The organism is Streptomyces sp. NPDC046308, assembly GCF_055588065.1.
In genome coordinates, this window is the sequence record NZ_JBVJFB010000007.1 from 443,201 (window position 1) to 466,392 (window position 23,192).

Consider the following 23,192-nt stretch of genomic DNA (forward strand, 5'->3'; position numbering starts at 1 on the left):
CCGAGAACGCGACAGCCGGGGCACGATCCGTGCCCCGGCTGTCTACGTTATGCGGTCAGGCGCTCACTTCGCGGACTGCTGCCGCTCCACGGCCGCCTTGACCAGGCCCGCGAACAGCGGGTGCGGGCGCGTGGGGCGCGAACGCAGCTCCGGGTGGGCCTGGGTGGCCACCAGGTAGGGGTGCACCTCGCGCGGGTACTCGACGTACTCGACGAGCTTGTTGTCCGGGGAGGTGCCGGAGAAGACGAGGCCCGCCTTCTTCTCCAGTTCGCCGCGGTAGGAGTTGTTGACCTCGTAGCGGTGGCGGTGGCGCTCGTCGACGTACGCCTGGTCGCCGTAGACCTCACGGACGATCGAGCCCTCGGCGAGCTTCGCCGGGTACATGCCCAGGCGCATGGTGCCGCCCAGGTCGCCCGCGCCCTCGACGAAGGCCAGCTGCTCCTCCATCGTCGAGATGACGGGGTGCGGGGTGGAGGCGTCGAACTCGGTGGAGTTGGCGTCGTCGATGCCCGCCAGGTTCCGCGCCGCCTCGATGACCACGCACTGCAGGCCCAGGCACAGGCCGAGGAGCGGGATCTTGTTCTCGCGGGCGTAGGTGATCGCGCCGACCTTGCCGTTGACACCGCGGTCGCCGAAGCCGCCGGGCACGCAGACCGCGTCCACGTCGGCCAGCTGCGCCGCGGCGCCCGCCGGGGTCTTGCAGTCGTCGGAGGTGACCCACTTGATCTGGACCCGGGCCTTGTTGGCGAAACCGCCGGCGCGCAGCGCCTCGGTCACCGACAGGTAGGCGTCGGGCAGGTCGATGTACTTGCCGACGAGCGCGACCTTGACCTCGTGGTCGGGGTTGTGGACGCGGTCCAGCAGGTCCTCCCACACCGTCCAGTCGACGTCGCGGAAGGGCAGGTCGAGCTTGCGCACGACGTACGCGTCCAGGCCCTCGGTGTGCAGCACCTTCGGGATGTCGTAGATCGACTTGGCGTCGATGGCCGCGACCACGGCCGCCTCGTCCACGTCGCACATCAGCGAGATCTTGCGCTTGATGGAGGTCGGGACCTCGCGGTCGGCGCGCAGCACGATCGCGTCGGGCTGGATGCCGATGTTGCGCAGGGCCGCGACGGAGTGCTGGGTCGGCTTGGTCTTGAGCTCGCCGGAGGGGCCGATGTAGGGCAGCAGCGAGATGTGCACGACGAAGACGTTGTCGCGGCCGACCTCGTGGCGGACCTGGCGGACGGTCTCCAGGAACGGCAGCGACTCGATGTCGCCGACGGTGCCGCCGACCTCGGTGATGACGACGTCGACGTCCTCGGTCGCCATGCGGCGGATGCGGTGCTTGATCTCGTTGGTGATGTGCGGGATGACCTGCACGGTGTCACCGAGGTACTCGCCGCGCCGCTCCTTGGCGATGACCTGCGAGTAGACCTGGCCGGTGGTGACGTTGGCCGAGCCGTCGAGGTCGACGTCGAGGAAGCGCTCGTAGTGGCCGATGTCCAGGTCGGTCTCGGCGCCGTCGTTGGTGACGAACACCTCGCCGTGCTGGAACGGGTTCATCGTGCCGGGGTCGACGTTCAGGTACGGGTCGAGCTTCTGCATCGTGACCCGAAGACCGCGCGCCTTCAGCAGGGCACCCAGGCTGGAGGCCGTCAGGCCCTTGCCGAGGGAGGAAGCGACACCCCCGGTGACGAAGATGTGCTTGGTCGTCATGGATTTGGGCGGCATCGCCAAGAGGGGGCTCCCGTGGTCGCGAGGTGAGGTGCGTCCGGCGCCGGCCACCGTCGATCCGGAAGGGTCTCAGGGGGCGCCGAAGCTGCGGTTTCGGGGCTCCTGATTCGCACAGGCAGACCACCGGTCCACGGGGTACCAGCCTATCAGCGCCCGGGCCGGTCCGCCTCCGGCCACGCGGCGTCAGCGGTCGGTAGCAGGGCGCCGAAGTGCGCCGGGCCGACGGGGCGGCTGCTCACCCGTTCGGCCCAACCACATTCTTCCGCGGCTTAAGGAGATCACTAGGGTGCCGTCATATCCTGCTCGGATATTGCGAACATCACCGCCGGGCAGTCCGTCGGACGGCCTAACCGAGCCGAGATGCGGAATCATGGGCTCAACGCGGAGATCCCCACCCACAGGTGACCGCGCAAACGCGCAATGCAAGCGCCCTTCGGGGCGGACGTGGCCGTTCGACTGGAGATGCACGTGTCCGGGCGCATCGAGGATTACGCACTGATCGGGGACATGCAGACCGCGGCGCTGGTCTGCCGGGACGGGGCGGTGGACTGGCTGTGCCTGCCCCGCTTCGACTCCCATGCCGTGTTCGCGAGCATTCTCGGCACCGAGGATCACGGGTTCTGGCGGATCGGCCCGGCGTACCCGGCCGGCTCCGAGGCCCCGCGTGCCGACCGCCGCCGCTACCGCGGTGACTCGCTGGTGCTGGAGTCGGAGTGGGACACGCCCCGCGGAAAGGTGCGCGTGATCGACTTCATGCCGCCCCGCGAGGACCACGCGCCGCAGCTGATCCGCATCGTGGAGGGCGTCAGCGGGCGCGTCCCGATGCGCTCGGCGCTGCGGATGCGCTTCAGCTACGGGCGGGTGGTGCCCTGGGTCCACAAGGTCGACGGGCGCACGGTCGCCGTCGCCGGCCCCGACTCGGTCTGGCTGGACACCGAGGCCCAGACGTACGGCAAGGACCTGACGACGTACTCCGACTTCACGGTCGGACCCGGCGACCGGATGGCCTTCAGCATCAGCTGGCAGCCCTCGCACAAGGGCGCGCCGGAGCTCCCCGACGCCGGGGCGGCCCTGGAGTCGACCACCGAGTTCTGGCGCGAGTGGGTCGACCAGTGCACCTACCACGGGCCCTACCGGGAGGCCGTGGTCCGCTCCCTGATCACGCTCAAGGCCCTCACGTACGGCCCCACGGGCGGGATCGTCGCCGCGCCGACCACCTCCCTGCCGGAGGAGATCGGCGGGGTCCGCAACTGGGACTACCGCTACACCTGGCTGCGCGACGCGGCGATCACCCTCTCCTCGCTGCTGCGCACCGGCTACCGCGAGGAGGCCCGCGCCTGGCGCGAGTGGCTGCTGCGCGCGGTGGCCGGCGACCCGGAGAACCTGCAGATCATGTACGGGATCGCGGGCGAGCGGGAGCTGGGCGAGACCGAGCTGGACTGGCTGCCCGGCTACGAGAACTCCCGCCCGGTCCGCGTCGGCAACGGCGCCGCCGGCCAGCTCCAGCTCGACGTCTACGGCGAGGTCACCGAGGCCCTGCACCTGGGCCACATGACGGGCCTGGCCCGCAGCGACTACGCCTCGCTGCTCCAGCTCAAGCTGATCCGCTACCTGGAGACCCACTGGGACCAGCCGGACGAGGGCATCTGGGAGGTGCGCGGCCCGCGCCGCCACTTCGTGCACTCGAAGGTGATGGCCTGGGTGGCCGTGGACCGCACGATCAAGCTGATCGAGAGCGGGGACGCGGACGGCCCGCTGGACCGGTGGCGCGAACTGCGCGACGAGATCCACCAGGACGTGTGCGAGAAGGGCTACGACAAGGAGCGCAACACCTTCACCCAGTCGTACGGGTCGAAGGAGCTGGACGCCTCCCTGCTGCTGATCCCGCAGATGGGCTTCCTGCCGCCGGACGACAAGCGGGTCATCGGCACCATCGAGGCGATCCAGCGCGAGCTGTCCACGGCCGACGGGTTCATCCTGCGCTACCCGACGGCGGGCGAGGAGGCCGGCGTGGACGGCCTGGAGGGCGACGAGGGGGCCTTCCTGGCCTGCTCGTTCTGGATGGCCGACGACCTGGCGATGATCGGCCGGGTGGACGAGGCACGGCGGCTGTTCGAGCGGCTGCTGTCGCTGCGCAACGACCTGGGTCTGCTGGCGGAGGAGTGGGATCCGCGGCTCCAGCGGCAGGTGGGGAACTTCCCGCAGGCCTTCAGCCACGTTCCGCTGATCGACACGGCGCTGCGGCTGACGGCGAGCGGGGCGTACGGGGGGTAGCGCGCTCCCCGGGCAAACGAGAGCGCCCGGCTCGGGTCCCGCTCGGGCGTACGGGGCGCGGCCCGCTCGCCGCGCCCCTCCGCACCCGGCCCCCTACGCTGGAAGGGTCCTTTGCCCTCCGGTGGAAGGGGCGGCCATGGCTCCCCTCTCGAAGGCGGGCGCGGCGCTGACCGCGCTCCGCGAGGACCTGTCCGGCGAGGTGTTCACCCCGCAGGACCCGGGGTACGACGGGGCCCGGACGGTCTTCAACGCGATGATCGACCGCAGGCCCGCCGTCATCGCCCAGTGCGAGAGCACGGCGGACGTGGTGACCGCCGTGCGTTTCGCGAGGGACCTCGACCTGAAGGTGGCGGTGCGCGGCGGCGGCCACAGCGTGGCCGGCATGTCCCTCAACGACGGCGGCCTCGTCGTGGACCTGCGGCGGATGCACGAGGTGACGGTCCATCCGGCCGCCAGGGCCGTGCACGTCGACGGCGGGGCCACGATGAGCCACCTGGACCGGGCCTGCCAGCCCTACGACCTCGCCACCACCGGTGGCCGGGCCTCCACCACCGGAGTCGGCGGCTTCGTGCTCGGCGGCGGGACCGGCTGGCTGGACCGGAAGTTCGGCCTGGCGGTGGACAACCTGCTGGGCGTGGACCTGGTCACCGCGGACGGCGCGCTGCTGCACGTGACCGCCGAGGACCATCCCGAGCTGTTCTGGGGGCTGCACGGCGGCGGCGGGAACTTCGGCGTCGCCACCTCGCTGACCCTGCGCCTGCACGAACTGCCCGCCATGTCGATCGCGTTCGCGCTGTACCTGCCCGAACGCGGGCCCGAGGTGGTCCGCGCCTTCCGGGACCTCATCGAGGCCGGGCCGCCGGAGGCCTCCGGCGCCGCCCTCTACCTGACCGGGCCGCCCGAGGACTTCGTACCGCCGCACCTGGTCGGGCTGCTGCTGGCCGGCGCGCTGCTGACGTACGCGGGCCCGGAGGAGGAGATGCGCGAGCTGGCGCGACCGCTGCTGGCGATCCCCCACGAGTCCGAGATCGTCACGGCCATCCCGTACGCCGACCTCCAGTGCATGATCGACGACCCGCCGGGGATGCGGAACTACTGGTCGGCGGAGTACCTGACCGGGATCCCGGACGAGTTCGTGACCGCCTTCTGCTCCCGCGCCGAGTCCATGCCGGTGCCGACCGGCACCCAGCACCTCGTCTTCCCGCAGGGCGGCGCCATCGCCGCCGGCCCCGCCGACTACCCGGTGCCGTACCGCGACGCGCCCTGGGCGGTGCACCCGTTCGGGATCTGGGAGGACGAGGCCGACGACGAGAGGTGCCGGCAGTGGGTGAAGGACGTCCGGGCCGACGCCGAGCCGTGGAGCACCGGCGCCGTGTACCTGAACTTCACCGGGGACGAGGGCGGGGACCGGGTCGTGTCGGGCCTGGGCAGCGAGAACATGCGGCGGCTGGGCGAGCTGAAGCGGCAGTACGACCCGGACAACGTCTTCCGCTTCAACCACAACATCCGGCCGACCTGAGGGCTCAGGTGAGGGCGGTGATCACCTCCCGCGCCGCCCGCTCGCCCTCGGTGGCGCCGCCTTCCATGAAGCCCTGGAAGTCGTAGCTGCAGTGCTCGCCGCCGATGTGGATGTTGCCCTGGGCGGTGCCCTCGTACTTGGCGTAGCGGTGCAGGTAGCCGGTGGGCCAGTACGAGTACGCGCCGAGCGAGTACGGGTTGCGGTGCCAGGCGGAGAGCTGGGCCCTGCCGGTCCAGACGGCTTTGGTGCCCGGGTAGAAGGCGTCGACGCCGGTCAGCACGCGGCCGGCGAGGGCGCGCACGTAGGGGTCGGTCTCGGTGGCGAAGGGGGTCGCGGGGGTGAGCGACCCGGCGAGGGTGCCGCCGCCGTACTGGAGGAGGATGCCTCCGGTGCCGGGCTGGACCTTGGTGGTGTCCCAGGTCTGCTGGACGTCGGAGTCGGTGAAGCAATCGCCCGCGGAGACCCCGGGCCAGGGGCCGGTCCCGCGCCAGGGGCGGGCGGTGAACTGCATGTTGAGCTTGGTGCAGTAACCCATCCGGGCGTCGCGCAGCAGGTTCCGCATGAGCGGATCGAAGCCGGCCTGGGAGGTGTCGATGCGCTGGAGGATCGGCAGGGGCAGGCACAGGATCGTGTGGTCGGCGACGGCGGTGCGCGTGGATCCGGAGTCGTGGAAGGTCAGGGTCTGGGTGCCGTCGGCGTTGGCCCGGACGGCGACCAGCTCACGGCCCATCACGATCGAGCCGGCGGGCAGGGCGGCGGCGATGGCGTTCGGCAGCCGGTCGTTGCCGCCGGTGATGTGGTAGCGCTCGTTGGACAGGCCCCAGACGTTGAAGTTGCCCGGGTTGGGCTGGTAGCCCATCAGCAGGACGAGGGCGAGCGCGGACTGCCGGTTCGTGTCCGCGCCGTACTCGACGTTGTAGGCCACGTCGATGAAGCGGCCGAGCCGCGAGCCGTGGCCGCCGGGGATCCGGCTCTCGATCCACTCGTACAGGGTCATGTTGTCGAGGGCGGTGCCGGCGGGGGTGCTGCTGTTCCAGGAGACCTCCCCGGCGTCCTGGAGGTCCCGGCGCAGGGCCTGGTAGACGGCTTTGAAGTCCTCGTCGGCCTGCGTGCGGGAGTAGTACTCCCCGTTGAACCAGAGGACTTCCTCCGCCCCGTTGGGGCCGCCGCCGAGGAAGTCCTCGGTGGGCAGGTTGAAGCGGCGGCAGAGCTCCAGGATCTTCTTGTGGCTGGTGTCGATCAGCTCGCCGCCGATCTCGGAGGTCTGTCCGTACGCCCAGTGGCCGCGCTGGGTCCACATCCGGCCGCCGACGCGGCCCGGGTCGGCCTCGTACAGGGTGCAGTCGACGCCCGCGTCCTTGAGGGTGAGGGCGGCGGTCAGGCCGGAGATGCCGGCGCCGACGACGGCGACGCGGGCCGGGGCGGCGGGCTTCTTGTCGGGGGTGGCCTCGGCGGCGTGGGCGGCCCCGGCCGCGGAGCCGGCGAGGGCGGTACCGAGGCCGAGGGCGGCGGCGCGGCCGAGGAGTTCACGGCGGGTGGATCCGCGGACCTCGGCGGCGGGCATGCCGAGGCGGGCGGCTGCGGCGTGCTCGGCGGCGAGGCGGCGCAGGGCGTGCATGAGGGGCGTACGGGCCATGGCGGGGCTCCTCAGAGGTTCGCGGCGGTGGACGAGGGGGTGCCCTGTCCGGGCAGGACGGTCGGGTGCGGCTGGACTTCGGTGTCAGCGGGTGCCTCACCGGGTGCGTCGCCGGGCCGCTCGGCGGCGTCCTCCAGGACGATCCGGCCGATGATCTCGTAGCGTGCGGGGGCCTTCGCCTTCAGCCAGAAGCCGAGGCCGAGGCCGCCGAGGAAGACCGCGCCGACGATCCACGGGATCAGCTTGAAGAAGATCGATCCGGCGGCGCTGCCGGCCGCGGTCTCCATGTTGAGGACGAGCAGGACCACGACGGCCGTCATTCCGATGCCGCCGAGCAGCGGGGCGGTGAAGGTCCTGAACCAGTGCCGGTCCTCGGGGTGGTTCTTGCGGAAGTAGCCGATGACGGCGAAGGAGCACAGCGTCTGGACGATCAGGATCGCCATCGTGCCGAGGATCGCGAGCAGCGTGTAGAGGTGCAGGTACGGGTCCTGCCCGGTGGCCCAGAAGCCGGCGACGAGCGCGGTGGCGATGGCGGTCTGCACGACCGAGGCGATGTACGGGGAGCCGTGCTTGGGATGGGTGTGGCCGAGCTTCGGCGACAGGAAGCCCTCGCGGCCGATGGCGTAGAGGTAGCGGGCGGCGCACTGGTGGAAGGCCATGCCGCAGGCGAAGGAGCCGGTGAGCAGCAGCCACTGGAAGGCGTCGACGGCCCAGGCGCCGATGAAGGTCCGGGTGGGGGCGAAGAACAGGTCGAGGGGGCTGGCGGAGGCGGACAGCTCGACGGACTCGGCGAGGCCGTTGCCCGCGATGGTCATCCAGGAGACGTAGATGTAGAAGAGGCCGACGCCGACGACCGAGATGAGGGTGGCCTTGGGGATGACCCGCTTGGGGTCGCGGGACTCCTCGCCGTACATGGCGGTGGACTCGAAGCCGACCCAGGACCAGAAGGCGAAGAAGAGGCCGAGGCCGGCGGAGGTGCCGGTGAAGGCGTTCTTCGGGTTGACGGGTTCGAGGGGGATGCCCTCCGGTCCGCCGCCGGCGATCAGGACGGCGGTGGCCACGGCGAAGAGCACGGCGATCTCGGCGACGAGCATCACGCCGAGCGCCTTGGCGGTGAGGTTGATGTCGAAGTGCGCGAGGGCGGCGGTGACGGCCAGCATGGCGGCCGCGTAGACGATCCAGGGCAGGTCGACGCCCAGCTGGTCGTGGACGGTGGTCTTCGTGAAGTAGGAGAACACGCCGACGATCGAGGCCTCGAAGACGATGTAGGCGAGGACGGCGAGCATGCCGGAGGCCATGCCGGCGATCCGGCCGAGGCCGTGCGAGATGTATCCGTAGAAGGCCCCCGCGGCGGTGATCCGCTTGGCCATGGCCACGTAGCCGACCGCGAAGACGGTCAGGACGAGGGTGGCGAAGAGGTAACCGGCCGGGGCTCCGGTGCCGTTGCCGAAGCCGACGGCGATGGGGAGGTTGCCCGTCATGGCGGTGATCGGGGCGGCGGTGGCGACGGCCATGAAGACGACGCCGACGAGACCGACCGAGTTGGCCTTGAGTCGCTGGACCTGGGGAGCCGCGGGCGTCGGGGATGCCGCGCTGGTCGTGCCTGTGCTCATGGCGTCCTCTTCCTGTGTCGGGAGGCCGCCACTCTTCACTGGGGTGACGCAGACCACAATCGGCACGCGGTCCGATAATCGCCTTGCGGAGAAGACGAGTTGTCGGCCCAGAAGAGGGGCAGATCGGGCTTCGTAACCGCCAGGTGATGTCCCCGGCACATGCGGCCCGGTAGCGTCCCGCGATATGGACGACCAGGGCGGGATCACGGTTCAGCGGGCACTTGAGCTGCCGGGACTGCGCAGCGGACTGCCCGAGGTGGTGGCCTGCGCGGACCGCCTCGGCCGGACCGTCCGCTGGGTGCACGCGGGCGAGGTCCCCAACATCGCCTCCCTGCTCAAGGGCGGCGAGCTGCTGCTGACCACGGGGCTGGGCCTCGGCTCCCGGCCCGCCGAGCAGCGTGCCTTCGTACGCCGCCTCGCGGACCGGGGCATCGCCGCGCTGGTCGTCGAGCTGGGGCCGCGCTTCACCCGGCTGCCCGCCACGATCGTGGAGACCGCGCGCGCGGCGGGACTGCCGCTGGTCCAGCTCCACCGGGAGGTCCCCTTCGTCGCCGTCACGGAGGAGGTCCACACCGAGATCGTCAACCACCACTACGCGCTGCTCCAACGGGCCGAGGAGGTCCACCGGCGCTGTACCGAGGCCCTGTTGGGCGGCGGGGGCATCCCGCAGGTGCTGCGGATCCTGGCCGACTTCACGGGCAACCCGGTCTTCCTGGAGACCCCCGACGGTCAGCTGCTGTACGCGGCCGGCAGCGCGGCCGGGGACGCGGGCGCGGACCCGCTGCAGGTGTGGGAGGGCCTACGCGGTCAGCGCGAGGCCGAGCCGTCGGCGAACACGGTGGTGGTCGACGTACCGGGCGGCGGCCACGGCACGGGCTCGGTCCGGGCCCGCGTCGTCCTGGTCGGCGTCTCGGCGCCGCTGCAGCCGGTGCACCGGATGGCGGCGGAGCGCACGGCCGGCGTGCTGGCCGTCGTGCTGATGCAGGCGCGGCAGGAGGAGGAGTTGGCGGCGCGCGGCCGCGGTGACTTCCTGACCGACCTGGCGGAGGGCCGCATCTCGGCGGAGGACGCCCCGGCGCAGGCCCGCGTCCTGGGCTTCAGGCCGGGGGCGGGGCCGCTGCTGCCGGTGGTCATGCGGCTCTCCTCCGGCCTCGGCCCGTCCGGGAACTGGGCCGTGCTGGCCCGTGCGGTCCTGGAGGAGCTGTCGTCCGTCGGGGTGCCGGTCCTGCTGGGCGTCCGCCCGGTCGAGGGCCGTGTCCCGCTCCTCGTGTCCCTCCGGGCCGAATCGGAACGCACGGCGGTGGCGGACCGGGTGTCGGCCGCGCTGCGGGCGGGCGTCGAACGCGCGGGCCTGGACCGGGCCGCGGCGCCGCCGGCCGTGGTCGTCGGCGTCGCCGGCGGCTGGGCGGCCGCGTCGGCGGGGCTGCGGCACGCGGCCGAGACGGCCACGGCGGCGCACGGCCTGCCGGCCCGGCCCTGGTACGACGCGCGGCGGCTGGACATCGACCTGCTCCTGTGGCGGCTGCGCGAGCACCCCGACCTGGCGGCCTTCGTGGACCGGGCGATCGGTCCGCTCCGCACCCACGACACGACGTCCCGCCCGCCGCTCCTGCCCACGCTGGAGACGTACCTGGCCCACGCGGGCCGCAAGGCGGAGACGGCCCGCGAGCTCCACCTGAACCGCCAGACCCTCTACAACCGGCTGGCCCGCATCTCGGAACTCCTGGGCACGGACCTGGACGACCCCGAAACGGTCCTCTCCCTGAGCCTGGCCCTCCGCGCCCGCCGCCACACCGCCTCCTGACGCGCCGCTCGCGCGTCCCGGGCAGGTTCAGCCTCGCCGGCGTTTGAGGCGCGGGGTCCGGGGCGGAGCCCCGGTCTTTTGGCTGCGACCCCGCCGGGAGGCTACCGCCGGCGTTCCGTCAGTTCGTCGTACACCGACAAGACCTGCGCGACCGTGTCGTCCTCGGACGGCCACGTCGCCGCCTGCGCCCGCCCCGCCACCGCCAGCGCAGCCCTCCGCTCCGGGTCCGCCAGCAGGCCGGTCACGGCCGAGGCGAGCGCCGCCGCGTCCCCCGGCGGGACCAGCACCGCGCCCTCCCCCACCAGCTCCGGCACGCCCCCCACCGCCGTGGCCACCAGCGGCACCCCCACCCGCAGTGCCTCCTGCGCCAGCAGGGCCCGCGCCACGCGCCGGCTCGGCAGCACCGCCAGGTCCGCAGCCGCCAGCAGCTGCGCCGCGTCCCGGCGGCGCCCGAGCAGCCGTACCGGGAGCTCCTCGGCCTGGATCCGCCGCGACAGTTCCGCCCGCAGCGGGCCCTCTCCGGCGATCACCAGCAGCGGGGCCGGCTCGAGCGTCCGCCACTCCCGCGCCGCGTCGAGCAGCAGGAAGTACCCGCGGTGCGGCTCGAGGCTGCCGACGGTGATCAGCAACGGCCGTTCGACCGCTCCCAGTTCCGCCCGCACCTTGCCCGGGTCCACCGGCTCGGGCCCGACGGGACCCGCGGGTACGGCCACCGGTGCCAGCCGTGCGTCCCGGGCGCCCCGCAGCCGCGCGAGGTCCACCAGGTCCGAGGAGGCCCCGAGGACGACCGCCGCGGCCCGCGCCACGTGCCGTTCCAGCAGCCGGCCCAGCCGGCCCAGCGCGCCCGCCTGCGCGGGCCCGTCGCCGTGCCAGCTCACCACCAGCGGCACCCGGCGCCCCCGCATGGCCAGCGCGGCGCGCAGCCCGGCGCGCACCCCGTGCGCGTGCACGACGTCCGCGCCGGCGCACGCGGCCCGCAGGACGCTCACCGCGTCGGGCGCGAACTCCGCCCCGGCGCCGGTGAAGTCGTACTCCCCCTCCGCCTGGACGGGCGCGCACACGGTGACCCGTACGCCGCGCGCGGCGAGGCCGGTCGCGAGCGACCGTACGTGCGCGCAGCTGCCCGCGCCCGCGCCGTCGCCGAGTACCTGGACGGTGCGGAGCGGCGGGCGCCCGTAGGGCTGTGCCGGGAGGGAGGTGGAGACCGGGGAGCTGCTCACGGGCCGAAGCTCCAGGGTGAGGAGTCAGAGACGTCGCCAAGGATGCCAGTCCGCACGCGCGTTCCGGGACCATACGGGTGCGGATCCCGCACGAGATACCGCCGGACACCCCCCAGCCTCACCCACACGGCCCAGTGCCGCGTCACCCTGGCGACCGACCCACGACGGCGGCGTGCCGTCCGCGAGCCGCCCCCGCACGGCCGCTGGCAGGGCCCCGGCTCGGCCCCGCACGGCCCCCGGCAGGGCGAAGGGCCCGCCGCGCCGTGCGCGCCGGGCCCTCCTGCGGCCGTGCCGTCACCCCTCCCGGCTCAGGCGTCCGCGCGCGCCGCCGCCAGCAGTTCCTCGGCGTGGGCCCGCGCGGAGACCGAGTCCTCGTGTCCCGCCAGCATGCGCGACAGCTCGCGGATCCGGGCCTCGCCCTCCAGGACGGTGACCCCGCTCCTGGTGACGGACCCGTCGTTGGTCTTCTCGACGAGCAGCTGGCGGTCGGCGAAGGCCGCGACCTGCGGCAGGTGGGTGACGACCACGACCTGCGCCGACTTGGCGAGCTTCGCGAGGCGCCGGCCCACCTCGACCGCCGCCTTGCCGCCGACCCCCGCGTCGACCTCGTCGAAGAGGTACGTCGGCACCGGGTCGGAGCCGGCGAAGACGACCTCGACGGCGAGCATCACCCGGGACAGCTCACCGCCCGAGGCGCCCTTGGCGATGGGCCGCGGCTGGGCGCCGGGGTGCGGGGCCAGCAGCAGCTCGACCTCGTCCGCGCCCGAGGGTCCGTAGGCGACCGGACGGCCGCCCACCTCCACCCCGTCCGCGTCCTCGGTCTGCCGGACGTCGATGGTCACGCGGGCGTGCGGCATGGCCAGCGAGGCCAGCTCCTCCGTCACGGCGGAGGCGAAGCGGGTCGCCGCCTCCACCCGGGCGTCCGTCAACGCCTGCGCCAGCAGCGACAGTTCGGAGAGCAGGCCGTCCCGCTCGGCGGTCAGCTCCGTGATCCGCTCGTCGTCGCCGTCCAGTTCCAGCAGCCGCGCCGCGCCCTGCTCGGCCCACTCCAGCACGGAGTCCACGGTGCCTTCGGAGCCGTACTTGCGGGTCAGCTGGGTCAGAGCCGCCCGCCGCTCCTCGACGGCTGCCAGTCGCAGCGGATCGGCGTCCAGGTCGTCGGCGTAGCCCGCCAGCTCTCCGGCCACGTCGGACAGCAGGATGCCCAGCTCGCCGATCCGCTCGGCGAGCGCGCCGAGCGCCGGGTCGTGCGACCGTACGGATTCCAGGGCGCGGTGGGCTCCCGCGACGAGCATGTTGGCGTCGATGGCCTCGGGGTCCTCGGGATCGCCCGCGAGCGCGCCGTGCGCGAGCTGCGCCGCCGAGGCCAGTGATTCGGCGTGGCCGAGCCGTTCGGCCTCGGCCGCCAGCTCGGTGTCCTCGCCGGCCACCGGTTCCACGGCCGCGATCTCGTCCAGTCCGAAGCGCAGCAGGTCGGCCTCCTGGGCCCGTTCCCGGGCCCGGGTGGTGATCTCCTCCAGCTCGACGGCGACGGAGCGGAGCCTGCGGTAGGCGGATCCGTACTTCTCCAGTGGGACGGCGACGGCGTCCCCGGCGTACCGGTCGAGCGCCTGCCGCTGCCGGGCCGGGCGCAGCAGGCCCTGCTGATCGGTCTGGCCGTGTACGGCGACCAGGTCGTCCGCGAGTTCGGCGAGCAGGCCGACGGGCACGGACCGGCCGCCGACGTGGGCGCGCGAGCGCCCCTCGGCGGACACGGTCCGGCTGATCAGCAGGGCGCCGTCGTCGAGCTCCGCCCCGGCCTCCTCGGCGCGTACGGCGGCGGGCGCGCCGGGGCGCATGACGATGCGGCCCTCGACGACCGCGGCCTTGGCCCCGATCCGCACCAGGGCCGGGTCGGCGCGACCGCCGAGCAGCAGCCCGAGGCTGGTGACGACCATCGTCTTGCCGGCGCCGGTCTCGCCGGTCACCGCGGTGAAACCGGGCGACAGCTCGACCACCGCGTCGTCGATGACCCCGAGCGACCGTATCCGCATCTCCTCAAGCACGGGACGACGATACCGAGGTTTCACCGGTGCCATGTGACGTCACCCGCCCCGAGTTCTCCGAACGAATGTGCTATTAACCACGCACGGCGACGCGCCGGGACAGCCTCTAGTGGGGCGCCCCACGCCAACCCGACACCGGCAGCGCGAACTTCGCGACGAGCCGGTCCGTGAAAGACGCGTGGTGCAGCCGGGCGAGCCGCACGGGCACCGCCCCGCGTCTGACCTCCACGCGGGCCCCGGACGGCAGCTCCAGCATCCGCCGGCCGTCACACCACAGCACGCCGTGCGGGGTGCCGGACTGCACCTCCACCGCCAGCACCGAGGTGGGCGAGGTCACCAGCGGCTTCGCGAACAGCGCGTGCGCGCTGATCGGCACCATCAGCAGTGCCTCGACCTCCGGCCAGACCACCGGCCCGCCCGCGGAGAACGCGTAGGCCGTCGAGCCCGTCGGAGTCGCGCAGACGATCCCGTCGCAGCCGAAGCCGGTCACGGGGCGCCCGTCGATCTCCAGGACCACCTCCAGCATCCGCTCCGGGGACACCTTCTGGACCGCGGCCTCGTTCAGCGCCCAGTCCCGGTGGACCACGTCGCCGTTCGTGCGCACGACCACGTCGAGGGTCATCCGCTCCTCGACCTCGTACGAGCGCGACACCACCCGGTCCACGACCTTGTCCAGGTCGTCGCGCTCGGCCTCGGCGAGGAACCCCACCCGGCCCAGGTTGACGCCCAGCATCGGCACCCCCGAGGCGCGCGCGAGCTCCGCGCCCCGCAGCAGGGTCCCGTCACCGCCCAGCACGATCAGCAGCTCGCACCCGTCGAGCACCCCCGGCGTGGACTCGGTGACGAGCTCCACCTCGGGCGGCAGCGGCAGGTCCACCGCCTCGTGCGCGAAGACCCGTACGCCCAGCCCGCAGCGCAGCAGTCCCTTGACGACCAGCTCCGCGCTGCGGATGGCCGCCGGCCGTCCGGTGTGCGCGAGCAGGAAGACGGTGCGTTCCCCCGTTGAATCTGTCACTGCGGCCCCTCCGCCACTGCACGGTCAACATCCGCCGGGTCGAGCGCCGGTGCCCCCGCCCGCAGCCACAGAAAGTACTCGACGTTGCCCGACGGTCCCGGCAGCGGACTCGCCGTGACCCCGAGAACACCCAGACCGAGCTTCGCCGCCTGCGCCGCGACCTCGCGCACGGCCTCCGCCCGGAGCTCCGGGCTGCGCACCACCCCGCCGCTGCCCAGCCGGTCCTTGCCGACCTCGAACTGCGGCTTGACCATCAGCACCAGGTCGGCGTCCGGCGCGCAGCACCGTACGAGCGCGGGCAGCACCAGCCCGATGGAGATGAAGGAAAGGTCGCCGACGACGAGGTCCACCGCGATCCCGTCGATCTGGTCGACCGTCAGCTCGCGCACGTTCGTCCGGTCCTTGACCGTGACGCGGTCGTCGCTCTGCAGTGACCAGGCGAGCTGCCCGTAGCCGACGTCGACGGCCACCACGTGGTCGACGCCCGCGCGCAGCAGCACGTCGGTGAACCCGCCCGTGGAGGCCCCGGCGTCCAGCGCGCGGCGGCCCTCCACGCGCAGCCCCTGGGGCCGGAAGGCCGCCAGCGCGCCCGCGAGCTTGTGGCCGCCCCGCGAGACGTAGTCGGGATCGCTGTCGTCCTTGAGGACGACCAGGGCCGCGCTCGTCTCGACCTGGGTGGCGGCCTTGGTCGCGGTGGTGCCGCCCACGGTCACCCGGCCCGCGGCGATCAGCTGCGCGGCGTGCTCGCGCGAGCGGGCCATGCTGCGGCGTACCAGTTCGGCGTCCAGGCGGCGGCGTGCCACTCCTGCCACGTTCGGTTCAGCTCCTGTTTTCGTACGGACCAGGGACGGGCGGTGCGTCCAGCGCGGTCAGCGCCTCGCGCAGCCCCCGGTGGACATCCTCGTACACCTCGACGTGTCCGTCCGCCGCGAGGTGGTCCGCGTCCGCCAGCCGCGCCAGGTGGGCGTCCACGCCGGCGTGTCCGGTGGGCGTGCGTACGACGCCCAGCGCCACGGGCCCCGCGGGCCCGGCGGAGGCTTCGCCGTCGGCTTCTTCTGCGCCCTGGGCTTCGTCGGTCATGCCCCGACGCTACCCCGAAGCGCCCCGCGACCACGCACGGCTCTGCGGTACGGTCGTGATCACGATGGCTACGATCCAGGAGTGCCGCGAAGCACTCGACACCCTCTCCGACAATCTCGCCCGGGCCGATGGCGGCGTACGCGGCGCGGCCGCGCTCGACCGCTCCCTGAGCTGCCACATCACGGACCTCGACCAGACCTTCACGGGCCGCCTCGACGGCGGCCGCATCCGCGTGGACGCGGTCGCCCCCGGCCCGCCGGCCGCGAAGGCCGAGATCCGCCTCGCGATGACGGGCGACGACCTCCTCGCCCTGGTCGCGGGCGACCTCAAGTTCGCCAAGGCCTGGGCCTCCGGCCGAGTCAAACTGGAAGCCGGCCTCCGCGACCTCCTACGCCTCAAGAGCCTGCTCTGACTTCCGGCCTCGCCGGCGTTTGAGGCGGGGGCCCCGGACGGAGTCCGGGGGAGGGTGCGGGGAGGGTCCGGGGCGGAGCCCCGACAAACGCCGCACCCGCTACGCCACCGCCTGAGCCCCCGCACGGGACCGCCGCGCCGCCGGAATCACCAGCGGCGTCCCCGTCTCCGGGTCGTCGATGATCTGGCACTTCAGGCCGAACACCTGCTCCACCAGCTCCGCCGTCACCACCTCCGCCGGCGGTCCCTCCGCCACGACCTTCCCGCCCCGCATCGCGATCAGGTGCGTCGCGTAACGGGCCGCGTGGTTCAGGTCGTGCAGCACCGCGACCAGCGTCCGCCCCTGGTTCTCGTGCAGCTCCGCGCACAGGTCCAGCACGTCGATCTGGTGCTGGATGTCCAGGTAGGTCGTCGGCTCGTCGAGCAGCAGCAGCGGCGTCTGCTGCGCCAGCGCCATCGCGATCCACACCCGCTGCCGCTGCCCGCCCGACAGCTCGTCCACCGCCCGGTCGGCGAGCTCGGCGACCCCGGTGGAGGCCATGGACTCGTTCACGACCCGCTCGTCCTCGGCCGACCACTGCCGCAGCAGCCCCTGGTGCGGGTACCGGCCGCGCGCCACCAGGTCGGCCACCGTGATGCCGTCCGGCGCGATCGAGGACTGCGGGAGCAGCCCCAGGGTCTTGGCGACCTTCTTGGCCGGCATCGATCCGATGGCCTGCCCGTCCAGCAGCACCCGCCCGGCGGACGGCTTCAGCATCCGCGACAGGGCCCGCAGCAGCGTGGACTTGCCGCAGGCGTTGGGGCCGACGATCACCGTGAAGGAGTGGTCGGGGATCTCCACCGACAGGTCTTCGGCGATGACCCGCTGGTCGTAGCCGAGCGTCACGTTCTCCGCGGTCAGCCGCTGCACTTGCGCACTCCTCATCAGGTTCATATACGTCCCGCCTTGCGCTCGGTGACGAGCAGCCAGAGCAGGTAGACACCGCCGACCAGCCCGGTCACCACGCCCACCGGCAGCTGGTCGGCGCCGAAGGCCCGCTGAGAGGCCCAGTCGGACACCATCAGCAGCACCGAGCCCATCAGCGCGGCCGTCAGCAGGTTCCCGCCGGGCGAGCGGGTGAGCCGCCGGGCCAGCTGCGGCGCGGCCAGCGCGACGAAGCTGATGGGCCCGGCCGCCGCGCTCGCCGCGGTGGTGAGCACGATCGCCGCGAGCATCAGCAGCAGCCGCGTCCGCTCCACCGGCACGCCGAGGGCGTACGCGGCGTCGTCGCCCATCTCCATCATCCGCAGCGCCCTGCCCTGCCCGAGGACCAGCGGGAAGAACACCGCGCAGACCGCGAGCAGCGGCCACACCTGCGCCCAGTCGCGGCCGGCCAGCGAGCCGGTCAGCCAGACCGTGGCGCGGGTGGCCTCGAACATCTGGGCCTTCGTGATCAGGTACTGGATCACGGCGATGAGCATGGCGGAGGCGCCGATGCCGACCAGCACGAGCCGGTAGCCCTGGATGCCCTGCTTGTACGCCAGCAGGTAGACGGCGGCTCCGGCCAGCAGGCCGCCGAGCAGCGCGCCGCCGGCCACCTCGTTGGCATCGCCCTTGACGAGGACGATGACGACGAGCGCGCCGACCGCCGAGCCGTACCCGAAGCCCAGCAGGTCGGGGGAGCCGAGCGGATTGCGGGAGACCGACTGGAAGACCGCGCCGGCCATCCCGAGGGCGGCCCCGACGAGCAGGGCGACCAGGACCCGCGGCAACCTCAGGTCGTTGACGATGAAGTCGTTGGCGGGGGTGCCGTTGCCCAGCAGCGTCTGCACGACGTCCCACGGGGCGATCTCGAAGTCGCCGGTGCCGATGAGCACCACGGCCAGCGCGAGCGTCGTGGCGGCCAGCAGGAGCCCGACGGCCAGCGCGCGGCCCTCGACGCGCAGCGCGATCCCGCCGGGCAGGCGTAGCGGACGCGGCCCGGACCGGCCCTTGCGCGGTGTGTCGTTCTCGGTCGCGGTCACGGTCACAGCTGGGCCATCCTCTTGCGCCGAACCAGGTAGATGAAGACGGGGCCGCCGATGAGCGCGGTCACGACGCCGACCTGGAGTTCGGCGGGCCGGGTGACGACACGGCCGACGACGTCGGCACCGAGCAGCAGGACGGGCGACAGGACGGCCGAGTACGCGAGCACCCAGCGCACGTCGGGACCGGTGAACGCCCGGACGAGGTGCGGGATCATCAGGCCGATGAAGACGATGGGCCCGCACGCGGCGGTCGCCGCACCGCACAGCAGGGTGATGGCGACCACGGCGGCGATCCTGGTCCGCGTCAGGTGCGCGCCGAGCGCCCGCGCGGTGTCGTCCCCCATGGCCATCGCGTTCAGCGGCCGGCCGAGCGACAGCGCGAGCACCGCGCCGACGATCAGGAAGGGCGCCACCTGGCGGACGGTGTCCATGTTGGCCGAGGCCAGCGAGCCCACCGTCCAGAAGCGGAGCTTGTCCAGCGCCTTGCTGTCCATCAGCTGCACGGCGTTGATGTAGCCGACCAGGGCCGCGCTGGCGGCCGTACCGGCGAGCGCGAGGCGCACCGGGGTCGCGCTGCGGCTGCCGCCGAGCACGTACACCACGACCGAGACGACGGCGGCGCCGAGGAAGGCCCACCACACGAACTCGCGGACGGACGACGCGCCGAAGAAGCTGATCGCGGAGACCACGGCGGCCGCTGCGCCGGCGTTGACGCCGAGGATGCCGGGCTCGGCCAGCGGGTTGCGGGTCAGTGCCTGCATCACGGCGCCGGACAGGCCGAGGCCCAGTCCGACCATCAGCCCGAGGAGGGTGCGCGGGACCCGCAGGTCCCGCACCACCACGTCGGACGGCGTTCCCGCGTAGGCGAACAGGCCGTGCCACACCTCGTCCAGGGGCATCTGCTTGGCGCCCACGGCGACGCTCACGACCGCGATCAGCGCGAGCACCGCGACGGCGGCCAGCAGACCGGCGACGCGCGCGGCATGGCGCGGGCGGGCGACGGCGGCCTGTGGGGGCACCGCGCTCGGTTCGGATTCTGGGGGGCTCTCGACCAACACGCGAGTTAGGTTAGCCTACCCTGCACCTTGCGCGGATCACCCGTTCGGCCCTAAAGACCCAGCCTGGCCAGTGCCTTCGCCGCGTCCAGCGTGCAGGCCCCGTCCCCGGCGGCCGTCCAGGCCGCCGCGCACAGCGCCCGCAGCCCGTCGACCGGATCCCCGCCCTCCCCGCGCAGCTCCAGCACACCGCGGTTCAGCGCGACCGCGGTCCAGCCGCCGCAGCGGAACCCCTCCGCGACCGGCTCCACCTCCGGCTGCCCGGTCAGCAGCCCCCGCAGGTCCCGGTCCACGTACGTCGGCCGGTGCCTCGGCTCGGCCCGCACCAGCTGCTCCGCGTCCGTCACCCCGGTCAGCACCAGCAGCGAGTCCACCTCACCGTTGAAGGCACCCTCGATGTCGGTGTCCAGCCGGTCCCCGACCACCAGCGGCCGCTCCGCCCCCGTCCGCAGCACCGTCTCCCGGTGCATCGGGGGCAGCGGCTTGCCCGCCACCTGCGGCTCCGCGCCCGTGGCGATCCGTACGACCTCCACCGCGGCCCCGTTGCCCGGCCCGATCCCCCGCGTCCCCGGGATCGTCAGGTCGGTGTTCGACGCGAACCACGGCACCCCCCGGTTGATCGCGTACGAGGCCTCCGCGAAGCGCCCCCAGGGCAGTTCGGGACCCCCGTACCCCTGCACGACCGCCGCCAGGCCCTCCTCCTCGGCCGACTCCACCGGCACCAGCCCGCGCTCGCGCAGCGCGACCCGCAGCCCCTCCCCGCCGATCACCAGTACCTTCGACCCCGGCTCCACCTGCTCCGAGATCAGCCGGGCCACCGCCTGCGCCGAGGTGATCACCTCGGCCGCCTCCGTCGGGATGCCCAGCTCGCCCAGGTGCTCCGCGACGGCGTCCGGGGTCCGCAGCGCGTTGTTGGTGACGTAGGCGAGGTGCATGCCGTCGGCCCGTGCCGTCGCCAGGGACTCCACGGCGTGCGCGATGGCCTCGCCACCCGCGTACACCACTCCGTCGAGGTCCAGCAGGGCCGTGTCGTACGCCTGGTGCAGACTCTGCTCACTCGCCGCGGGACTGGTCCTGCTCTGCCGGGTCATCGCGTCCGCTCCTCTCGGTGCCCTCCCGGCGCCGGCCGGGGGAGTTCGATCTTGTCCGATTCTGCACTGCCCCGATCATCCCGCATGGCGAGACGCGACTTACCATGCACCAATGACCACACCTGGCACCGCGGACCAAGGGCTGCGACTGATCCCGTTCCATGGCCTGCGCTACGTCCCGGAGCGCGTCGGCAGCCTCGCAGCCGTCACCTCTCCGCCGTACGACGTGGTCGTGCGCCCCGACGGAGTCGACCACCTCGAATCCGCCGACCCGCACAACATCGTCCGCCTGATCCTCCCGCAGGCCGGCACCCCCGCCGCGCGCAACGAACAGGCCGCCCGCACCCTGCACGACTGGCTCGCCGCGGGCATCCTCAGCGCCGACCCCGAGCCCGCGCTCTACGTGTACGAACAGCGCAGGGCAGGCCTGCTCCAGCGCGGTGTCATCGGCGCCCTCGCCCTGTCCGCCGCCGACGCCGGCATCGTCCTCCCCCACGAGGACGTCATGCCGGACGTGGTCACCGACCGGGCCGGTCTCATGCGGGCCACCTCGGCCAACCTCGAACCCCTGCTCCTCACCTACCGCGGCGACGACCCCGGCACGGGCGCGACCGCGGTCGTCGAGCGGACCGCCCAGCGCGCGCCCCTGCTGTCGACGACCACCGAGGACGGCTTCCAGCACCGCCTGTGGGCCATCACGGACCCGGACGAGATCGCCACCGTCACGTCGGATCTCAGCCACCGCCAGGCCCTCATCGCCGACGGCCATCACCGCTGGGCGACGTACCTGCGCCTGCAGGAGGAGCACGGCTCCCCCACGGCGTGGGACTTCGGGCTGGTCCTCCTCGTGGACACCGCCCGCTACCCGCTCCAGGTCCGCGCGATCCACCGGATGCTGCGCCGGCTCCCGGTCTCCGACGCCCTCGCCGCCCTCGGCGGCCACTTCCGCGTCACCCCGGTCGACGGACCGCTCCCCCTGGCCCTGGACGCCCTCGCCGACGCCTCGGAACGCGGCAACGCCTTCCTGCTCACCGGCGACGGCACCTTCCACCTGGTCACCGATCCCGACCTGGCGCTCCTCGACCGCACGGTCCGCCACGACCGCCCGGAGGCCTGGCGCCGGCTGGACGCCACCGTGCTGCACGCGACCCTGCTCGACGCCCTCTGGCACGTTCCGGACGCCCCCGAGGAGATCACGTACATCCACGACGCCGCGTCCACCGTGGCCATGGCCGAACGCCACGGCGGCACCGCCGTCCTGCTGCACCCCGTACGGGAGGAAGTCGTACGGGACCTGGCCCGCCAGGGCGTCACCATGCCCCGGAAGTCCACCTCCTTCGGACCGAAGCCGGCCACCGGCCTGGTCCTGCGCGGGCTGGGCTGAACCACTCCGGACACGAAAAAGGGCGGTACCCCACCTGGGGTACCGCCCTTTCTCATGCGTTCACCGTGCGTCAGGCCTTGTCGCGGCCCGAGTCCTGCGAGTCCTCGGCGTCGGCGTCGGCCGCGGACTGCTCCAGCGGCTCGTACTCCTCGTCGTCCTCGTCGTAGTACTCGGCGACGTCGGAGGCACGCTCGGCCGCGGCGATCTCCGCCGGGTCCTCGTCGTCCTCGTCGATCTCGTCCTCGACGTCGAGGTCGCCGTCGACATCGACGTCGGCCAGGTCGACGGCGGCGTCGACGAACTCGACACCGTCGAGCTCGGCGAGACGGTCCGAGGCGTCGGTGGCCCCGTCCTTGTCCGCTTCGAGGGTCTTGCCGAACCACTCGCGCGCCTCGTCCTCACGACCGGCCGCCAGCAGGGCGTCGGCGTAGGCGTACCGCAGGCGCGCGGTCCAGGGCTGGACGGAGTTGGAGGCCAGCTCCGGGCTCTGCAGGGTCACGATGGCCGCTTCGAGCTGCCCCTGGTCCCGCCGGGCACCGGCCGCGACCAGACGCATCTCGACCTGGCCGGCCTTGTCCAGCTTCTGCACCTCGGGCTCGCCGGCCATCGCCAGCGCCCGCTCGGGACGGCCGAGGCCGCGCTCGCAGTCGGCCATGACGGGCCACAGCTCGACCGAGCCGGTCATGCGCTTGGCGGCACGGAACTCCGCGAGGGCCTCGCTGTACTTCTGCGTGGCGTACGCGGCGAAGCCGGCGGCCTCGCGGACGGCGGCGACGCGGGAGGCCAGGCGCAGGGCGATGCGCGAGTACGCGTACGCCTGCTCGGGGTCCTCGTCGATCAGCCGGGCGACCATGACCAGGTTCTTCGAGACCTCTTCGGCCAGGCCCTTGGGCAGGCTCAGCAGCTCCTGGCGCACATCGGCGTCGATCTCGAGACCGGTGACGTCCTCGTCGATCGGGAGGCGCTTGACCGGGTCCCGGTCGGAGCGGAAGTCGCGGTCGCCGCCACGGTCATCGCGACCACGGTAGCCACCACGGTCACCGCCGCGATCGTCACGGCCACCACGGAACCCGCCACGGTCGCCACCGCGGTCGTCGCGACGGGGGTAGGACGGGCGGTCCCCGCCACGGTCGTCACGTCGGAAGCCGCCGCCACCGCCACCGGTGGGACGGTCACCACGGTCGTCACGACGCGGGTACGAGGGACGGTCACCACCGCGGTCGTCGCGGCGCGGGTAGGACGGGCGGTCGCCGCCACGGTCGTCACGGCCACCACGGAAACCACCACGGTCGTCATCACGACGCGGGTACGACGGACGT

18 protein-coding genes and 1 pseudogene are annotated in these 23,192 nt (G+C 73.1%); 5 read left to right on the top strand and 14 right to left on the bottom strand.

Features of this window, described 5'->3' with window-relative positions; genetic code table 11:
- Positions 1-63 precede the first annotated feature (63 nt).
- A complete protein-coding gene (locus ACZ6JT_RS28015; protein WP_376618997.1) occupies positions 64-1,716 on the bottom strand; it encodes a CTP synthase in 1,653 nt (550 codons plus the stop codon).
- Between the two features lie 465 nt (positions 1,717-2,181).
- Here ACZ6JT_RS28015 and ACZ6JT_RS28020 point away from each other — a divergent pair, with 465 nt between their 5' ends.
- Together ACZ6JT_RS28020 and ACZ6JT_RS28025 are read left to right on the top strand one after the other, a co-directional pair.
- The gene (locus tag ACZ6JT_RS28020; protein ID WP_469213935.1) at positions 2,182-3,993 is read left to right on the top strand and encodes a glycoside hydrolase family 15 protein; all 1,812 of its coding nucleotides are present in this window, start codon (positions 2,182-2,184) and stop codon (positions 3,991-3,993) included.
- Between the two features lie 136 nt (positions 3,994-4,129).
- Positions 4,130-5,512, top strand: coding sequence for an FAD-binding oxidoreductase (locus ACZ6JT_RS28025; protein ID WP_469213876.1), 1,383 nt, complete (start codon positions 4,130-4,132; stop codon positions 5,510-5,512).
- Positions 5,513-5,516: 4 nt separating this feature from the next.
- Here the strand turns inward: ACZ6JT_RS28025 and ACZ6JT_RS28030 are convergent, their stop codons facing one another.
- Both ACZ6JT_RS28030 and ACZ6JT_RS28035 read right to left on the bottom strand, forming a co-directional pair.
- A complete protein-coding gene (locus ACZ6JT_RS28030; protein ID WP_469213878.1) occupies positions 5,517-7,148 on the bottom strand; it encodes a flavin monoamine oxidase family protein in 1,632 nt (543 codons plus the stop codon).
- Positions 7,149-7,159: 11 nt separating this feature from the next.
- Positions 7,160-8,761, bottom strand: a complete 1,602-nt coding sequence (locus tag ACZ6JT_RS28035) for an APC family permease (protein ID WP_469213881.1) — start codon at positions 8,759-8,761, stop codon at positions 7,160-7,162.
- Between the two features lie 184 nt (positions 8,762-8,945).
- Between ACZ6JT_RS28035 and ACZ6JT_RS28040 the strand changes: the two genes are divergently transcribed.
- Complete coding sequence (locus ACZ6JT_RS28040; protein ID WP_469213882.1) at positions 8,946-10,565, top strand: PucR family transcriptional regulator; 1,620 nt, start codon at positions 8,946-8,948, stop codon at positions 10,563-10,565.
- A 101-nt stretch (positions 10,566-10,666) separates the two neighbouring features.
- On the opposite strand, the gene ACZ6JT_RS28045 is transcribed toward ACZ6JT_RS28040, so the two are convergent.
- The 5 genes from ACZ6JT_RS28045 to ACZ6JT_RS28065 form a co-directional block, all read right to left on the bottom strand.
- Positions 10,667-11,785: a glycosyltransferase family 4 protein gene (locus ACZ6JT_RS28045; RefSeq protein WP_469213884.1), complete on the bottom strand. Its 1,119-nt coding sequence runs from the start codon at positions 11,783-11,785 to the stop codon at positions 10,667-10,669.
- Positions 11,786-12,093: 308 nt separating this feature from the next.
- Positions 12,094-13,818, bottom strand: a complete 1,725-nt coding sequence (gene recN, locus ACZ6JT_RS28050; protein WP_469213937.1) for a DNA repair protein RecN — start codon at positions 13,816-13,818, stop codon at positions 12,094-12,096.
- A 118-nt stretch (positions 13,819-13,936) separates the two neighbouring features.
- The gene (locus ACZ6JT_RS28055; protein WP_030720057.1) at positions 13,937-14,845 is read right to left on the bottom strand and encodes an NAD kinase; all 909 of its coding nucleotides are present in this window, start codon (positions 14,843-14,845) and stop codon (positions 13,937-13,939) included.
- Entirely contained in the window at positions 14,842-15,657 is an 816-nt protein-coding gene (locus tag ACZ6JT_RS28060; protein WP_469213886.1) for a TlyA family RNA methyltransferase, read from the bottom strand. Before ACZ6JT_RS28060 ends, ACZ6JT_RS28055 begins: the two co-directional genes overlap by 4 nt.
- Positions 15,658-15,664: 7 nt before the next feature.
- Complete coding sequence (locus tag ACZ6JT_RS28065) at positions 15,665-15,925, bottom strand: hypothetical protein (RefSeq protein WP_365481683.1); 261 nt, start codon at positions 15,923-15,925, stop codon at positions 15,665-15,667.
- 64 nt (positions 15,926-15,989) lie between these two features.
- Between ACZ6JT_RS28065 and ACZ6JT_RS28070 the strand changes: the two genes are divergently transcribed.
- The gene (locus ACZ6JT_RS28070) at positions 15,990-16,337 is read left to right on the top strand and encodes an SCP2 sterol-binding domain-containing protein (protein WP_469213888.1); all 348 of its coding nucleotides are present in this window, start codon (positions 15,990-15,992) and stop codon (positions 16,335-16,337) included.
- Positions 16,338-16,436: 99 nt separating this feature from the next.
- On the opposite strand, the gene ACZ6JT_RS28075 is transcribed toward ACZ6JT_RS28070, so the two are convergent.
- Genes ACZ6JT_RS28075 through ACZ6JT_RS28090 form a run of 4 tightly spaced genes read right to left on the bottom strand, consistent with a single transcriptional unit; the run spans position 16,437 to position 20,489 of the window.
- The gene (locus tag ACZ6JT_RS28075; RefSeq protein ID WP_469213889.1) at positions 16,437-17,261 is read right to left on the bottom strand and encodes an ABC transporter ATP-binding protein; all 825 of its coding nucleotides are present in this window, start codon (positions 17,259-17,261) and stop codon (positions 16,437-16,439) included.
- Between the two features lie 5 nt (positions 17,262-17,266).
- Positions 17,267-18,340, bottom strand: a complete 1,074-nt coding sequence (locus ACZ6JT_RS28080; protein WP_469213938.1) for a FecCD family ABC transporter permease — start codon at positions 18,338-18,340, stop codon at positions 17,267-17,269.
- Between the two features lie 2 nt (positions 18,341-18,342).
- The gene (locus ACZ6JT_RS28085; RefSeq protein ID WP_469213891.1) at positions 18,343-19,401 is read right to left on the bottom strand and encodes a FecCD family ABC transporter permease; all 1,059 of its coding nucleotides are present in this window, start codon (positions 19,399-19,401) and stop codon (positions 18,343-18,345) included.
- A 50-nt stretch (positions 19,402-19,451) separates the two neighbouring features.
- A complete protein-coding gene (locus ACZ6JT_RS28090; protein WP_385814169.1) occupies positions 19,452-20,489 on the bottom strand; it encodes an HAD hydrolase-like protein in 1,038 nt (345 codons plus the stop codon).
- Between the two features lie 112 nt (positions 20,490-20,601).
- On the opposite strand from ACZ6JT_RS28090, the gene ACZ6JT_RS28095 reads away from it, so the two are divergent.
- Positions 20,602-21,873, top strand: coding sequence for a DUF1015 family protein (locus ACZ6JT_RS28095; protein WP_469213893.1), 1,272 nt, complete (start codon positions 20,602-20,604; stop codon positions 21,871-21,873).
- A 70-nt stretch (positions 21,874-21,943) separates the two neighbouring features.
- Here ACZ6JT_RS28095 and ACZ6JT_RS28100 read toward each other — a convergent pair whose 3' ends face one another.
- Both ACZ6JT_RS28100 and ACZ6JT_RS28105 read right to left on the bottom strand, forming a co-directional pair.
- Positions 21,944-22,789 (bottom strand): tetratricopeptide repeat protein, encoded by an 846-nt coding sequence (locus ACZ6JT_RS28100; protein ID WP_469213940.1) that lies wholly within the window; start codon positions 22,787-22,789, stop codon positions 21,944-21,946.
- Between the two features lie 117 nt (positions 22,790-22,906).
- Positions 22,907-23,192 (bottom strand): annotated as a pseudogene (locus ACZ6JT_RS28105) (DEAD/DEAH box helicase); the annotation flags it as partial.

Coding starts and splice junctions, on each gene's coding strand:
- ACZ6JT_RS28070 (WP_469213888.1), top strand. CDS start 15,990: ATGGCTACGATCCAGGAGTGCCGCGAAGCACTCGACACCCTCTCCGAC.
- ACZ6JT_RS28075 (WP_469213889.1), bottom strand. CDS start 17,261: ATGAGGAGTGCGCAAGTGCAGCGGCTGACCGCGGAGAACGTGACGCTC.
- ACZ6JT_RS28020 (WP_469213935.1), top strand. CDS start 2,182: ATGCACGTGTCCGGGCGCATCGAGGATTACGCACTGATCGGGGACATG.
- ACZ6JT_RS28015 (WP_376618997.1), bottom strand. CDS start 1,716: ATGCCGCCCAAATCCATGACGACCAAGCACATCTTCGTCACCGGGGGT.
- ACZ6JT_RS28035 (WP_469213881.1), bottom strand. CDS start 8,761: ATGAGCACAGGCACGACCAGCGCGGCATCCCCGACGCCCGCGGCTCCC.
- recN (WP_469213937.1), bottom strand. CDS start 13,818: ATGCGGATACGGTCGCTCGGGGTCATCGACGACGCGGTGGTCGAGCTG.
- ACZ6JT_RS28040 (WP_469213882.1), top strand. CDS start 8,946: ATGGACGACCAGGGCGGGATCACGGTTCAGCGGGCACTTGAGCTGCCG.
- ACZ6JT_RS28065 (WP_365481683.1), bottom strand. CDS start 15,925: ATGACCGACGAAGCCCAGGGCGCAGAAGAAGCCGACGGCGAAGCCTCC.
- ACZ6JT_RS28030 (WP_469213878.1), bottom strand. CDS start 7,148: ATGGCCCGTACGCCCCTCATGCACGCCCTGCGCCGCCTCGCCGCCGAG.
- ACZ6JT_RS28025 (WP_469213876.1), top strand. CDS start 4,130: ATGGCTCCCCTCTCGAAGGCGGGCGCGGCGCTGACCGCGCTCCGCGAG.
- ACZ6JT_RS28090 (WP_385814169.1), bottom strand. CDS start 20,489: ATGACCCGGCAGAGCAGGACCAGTCCCGCGGCGAGTGAGCAGAGTCTG.
- ACZ6JT_RS28095 (WP_469213893.1), top strand. CDS start 20,602: ATGACCACACCTGGCACCGCGGACCAAGGGCTGCGACTGATCCCGTTC.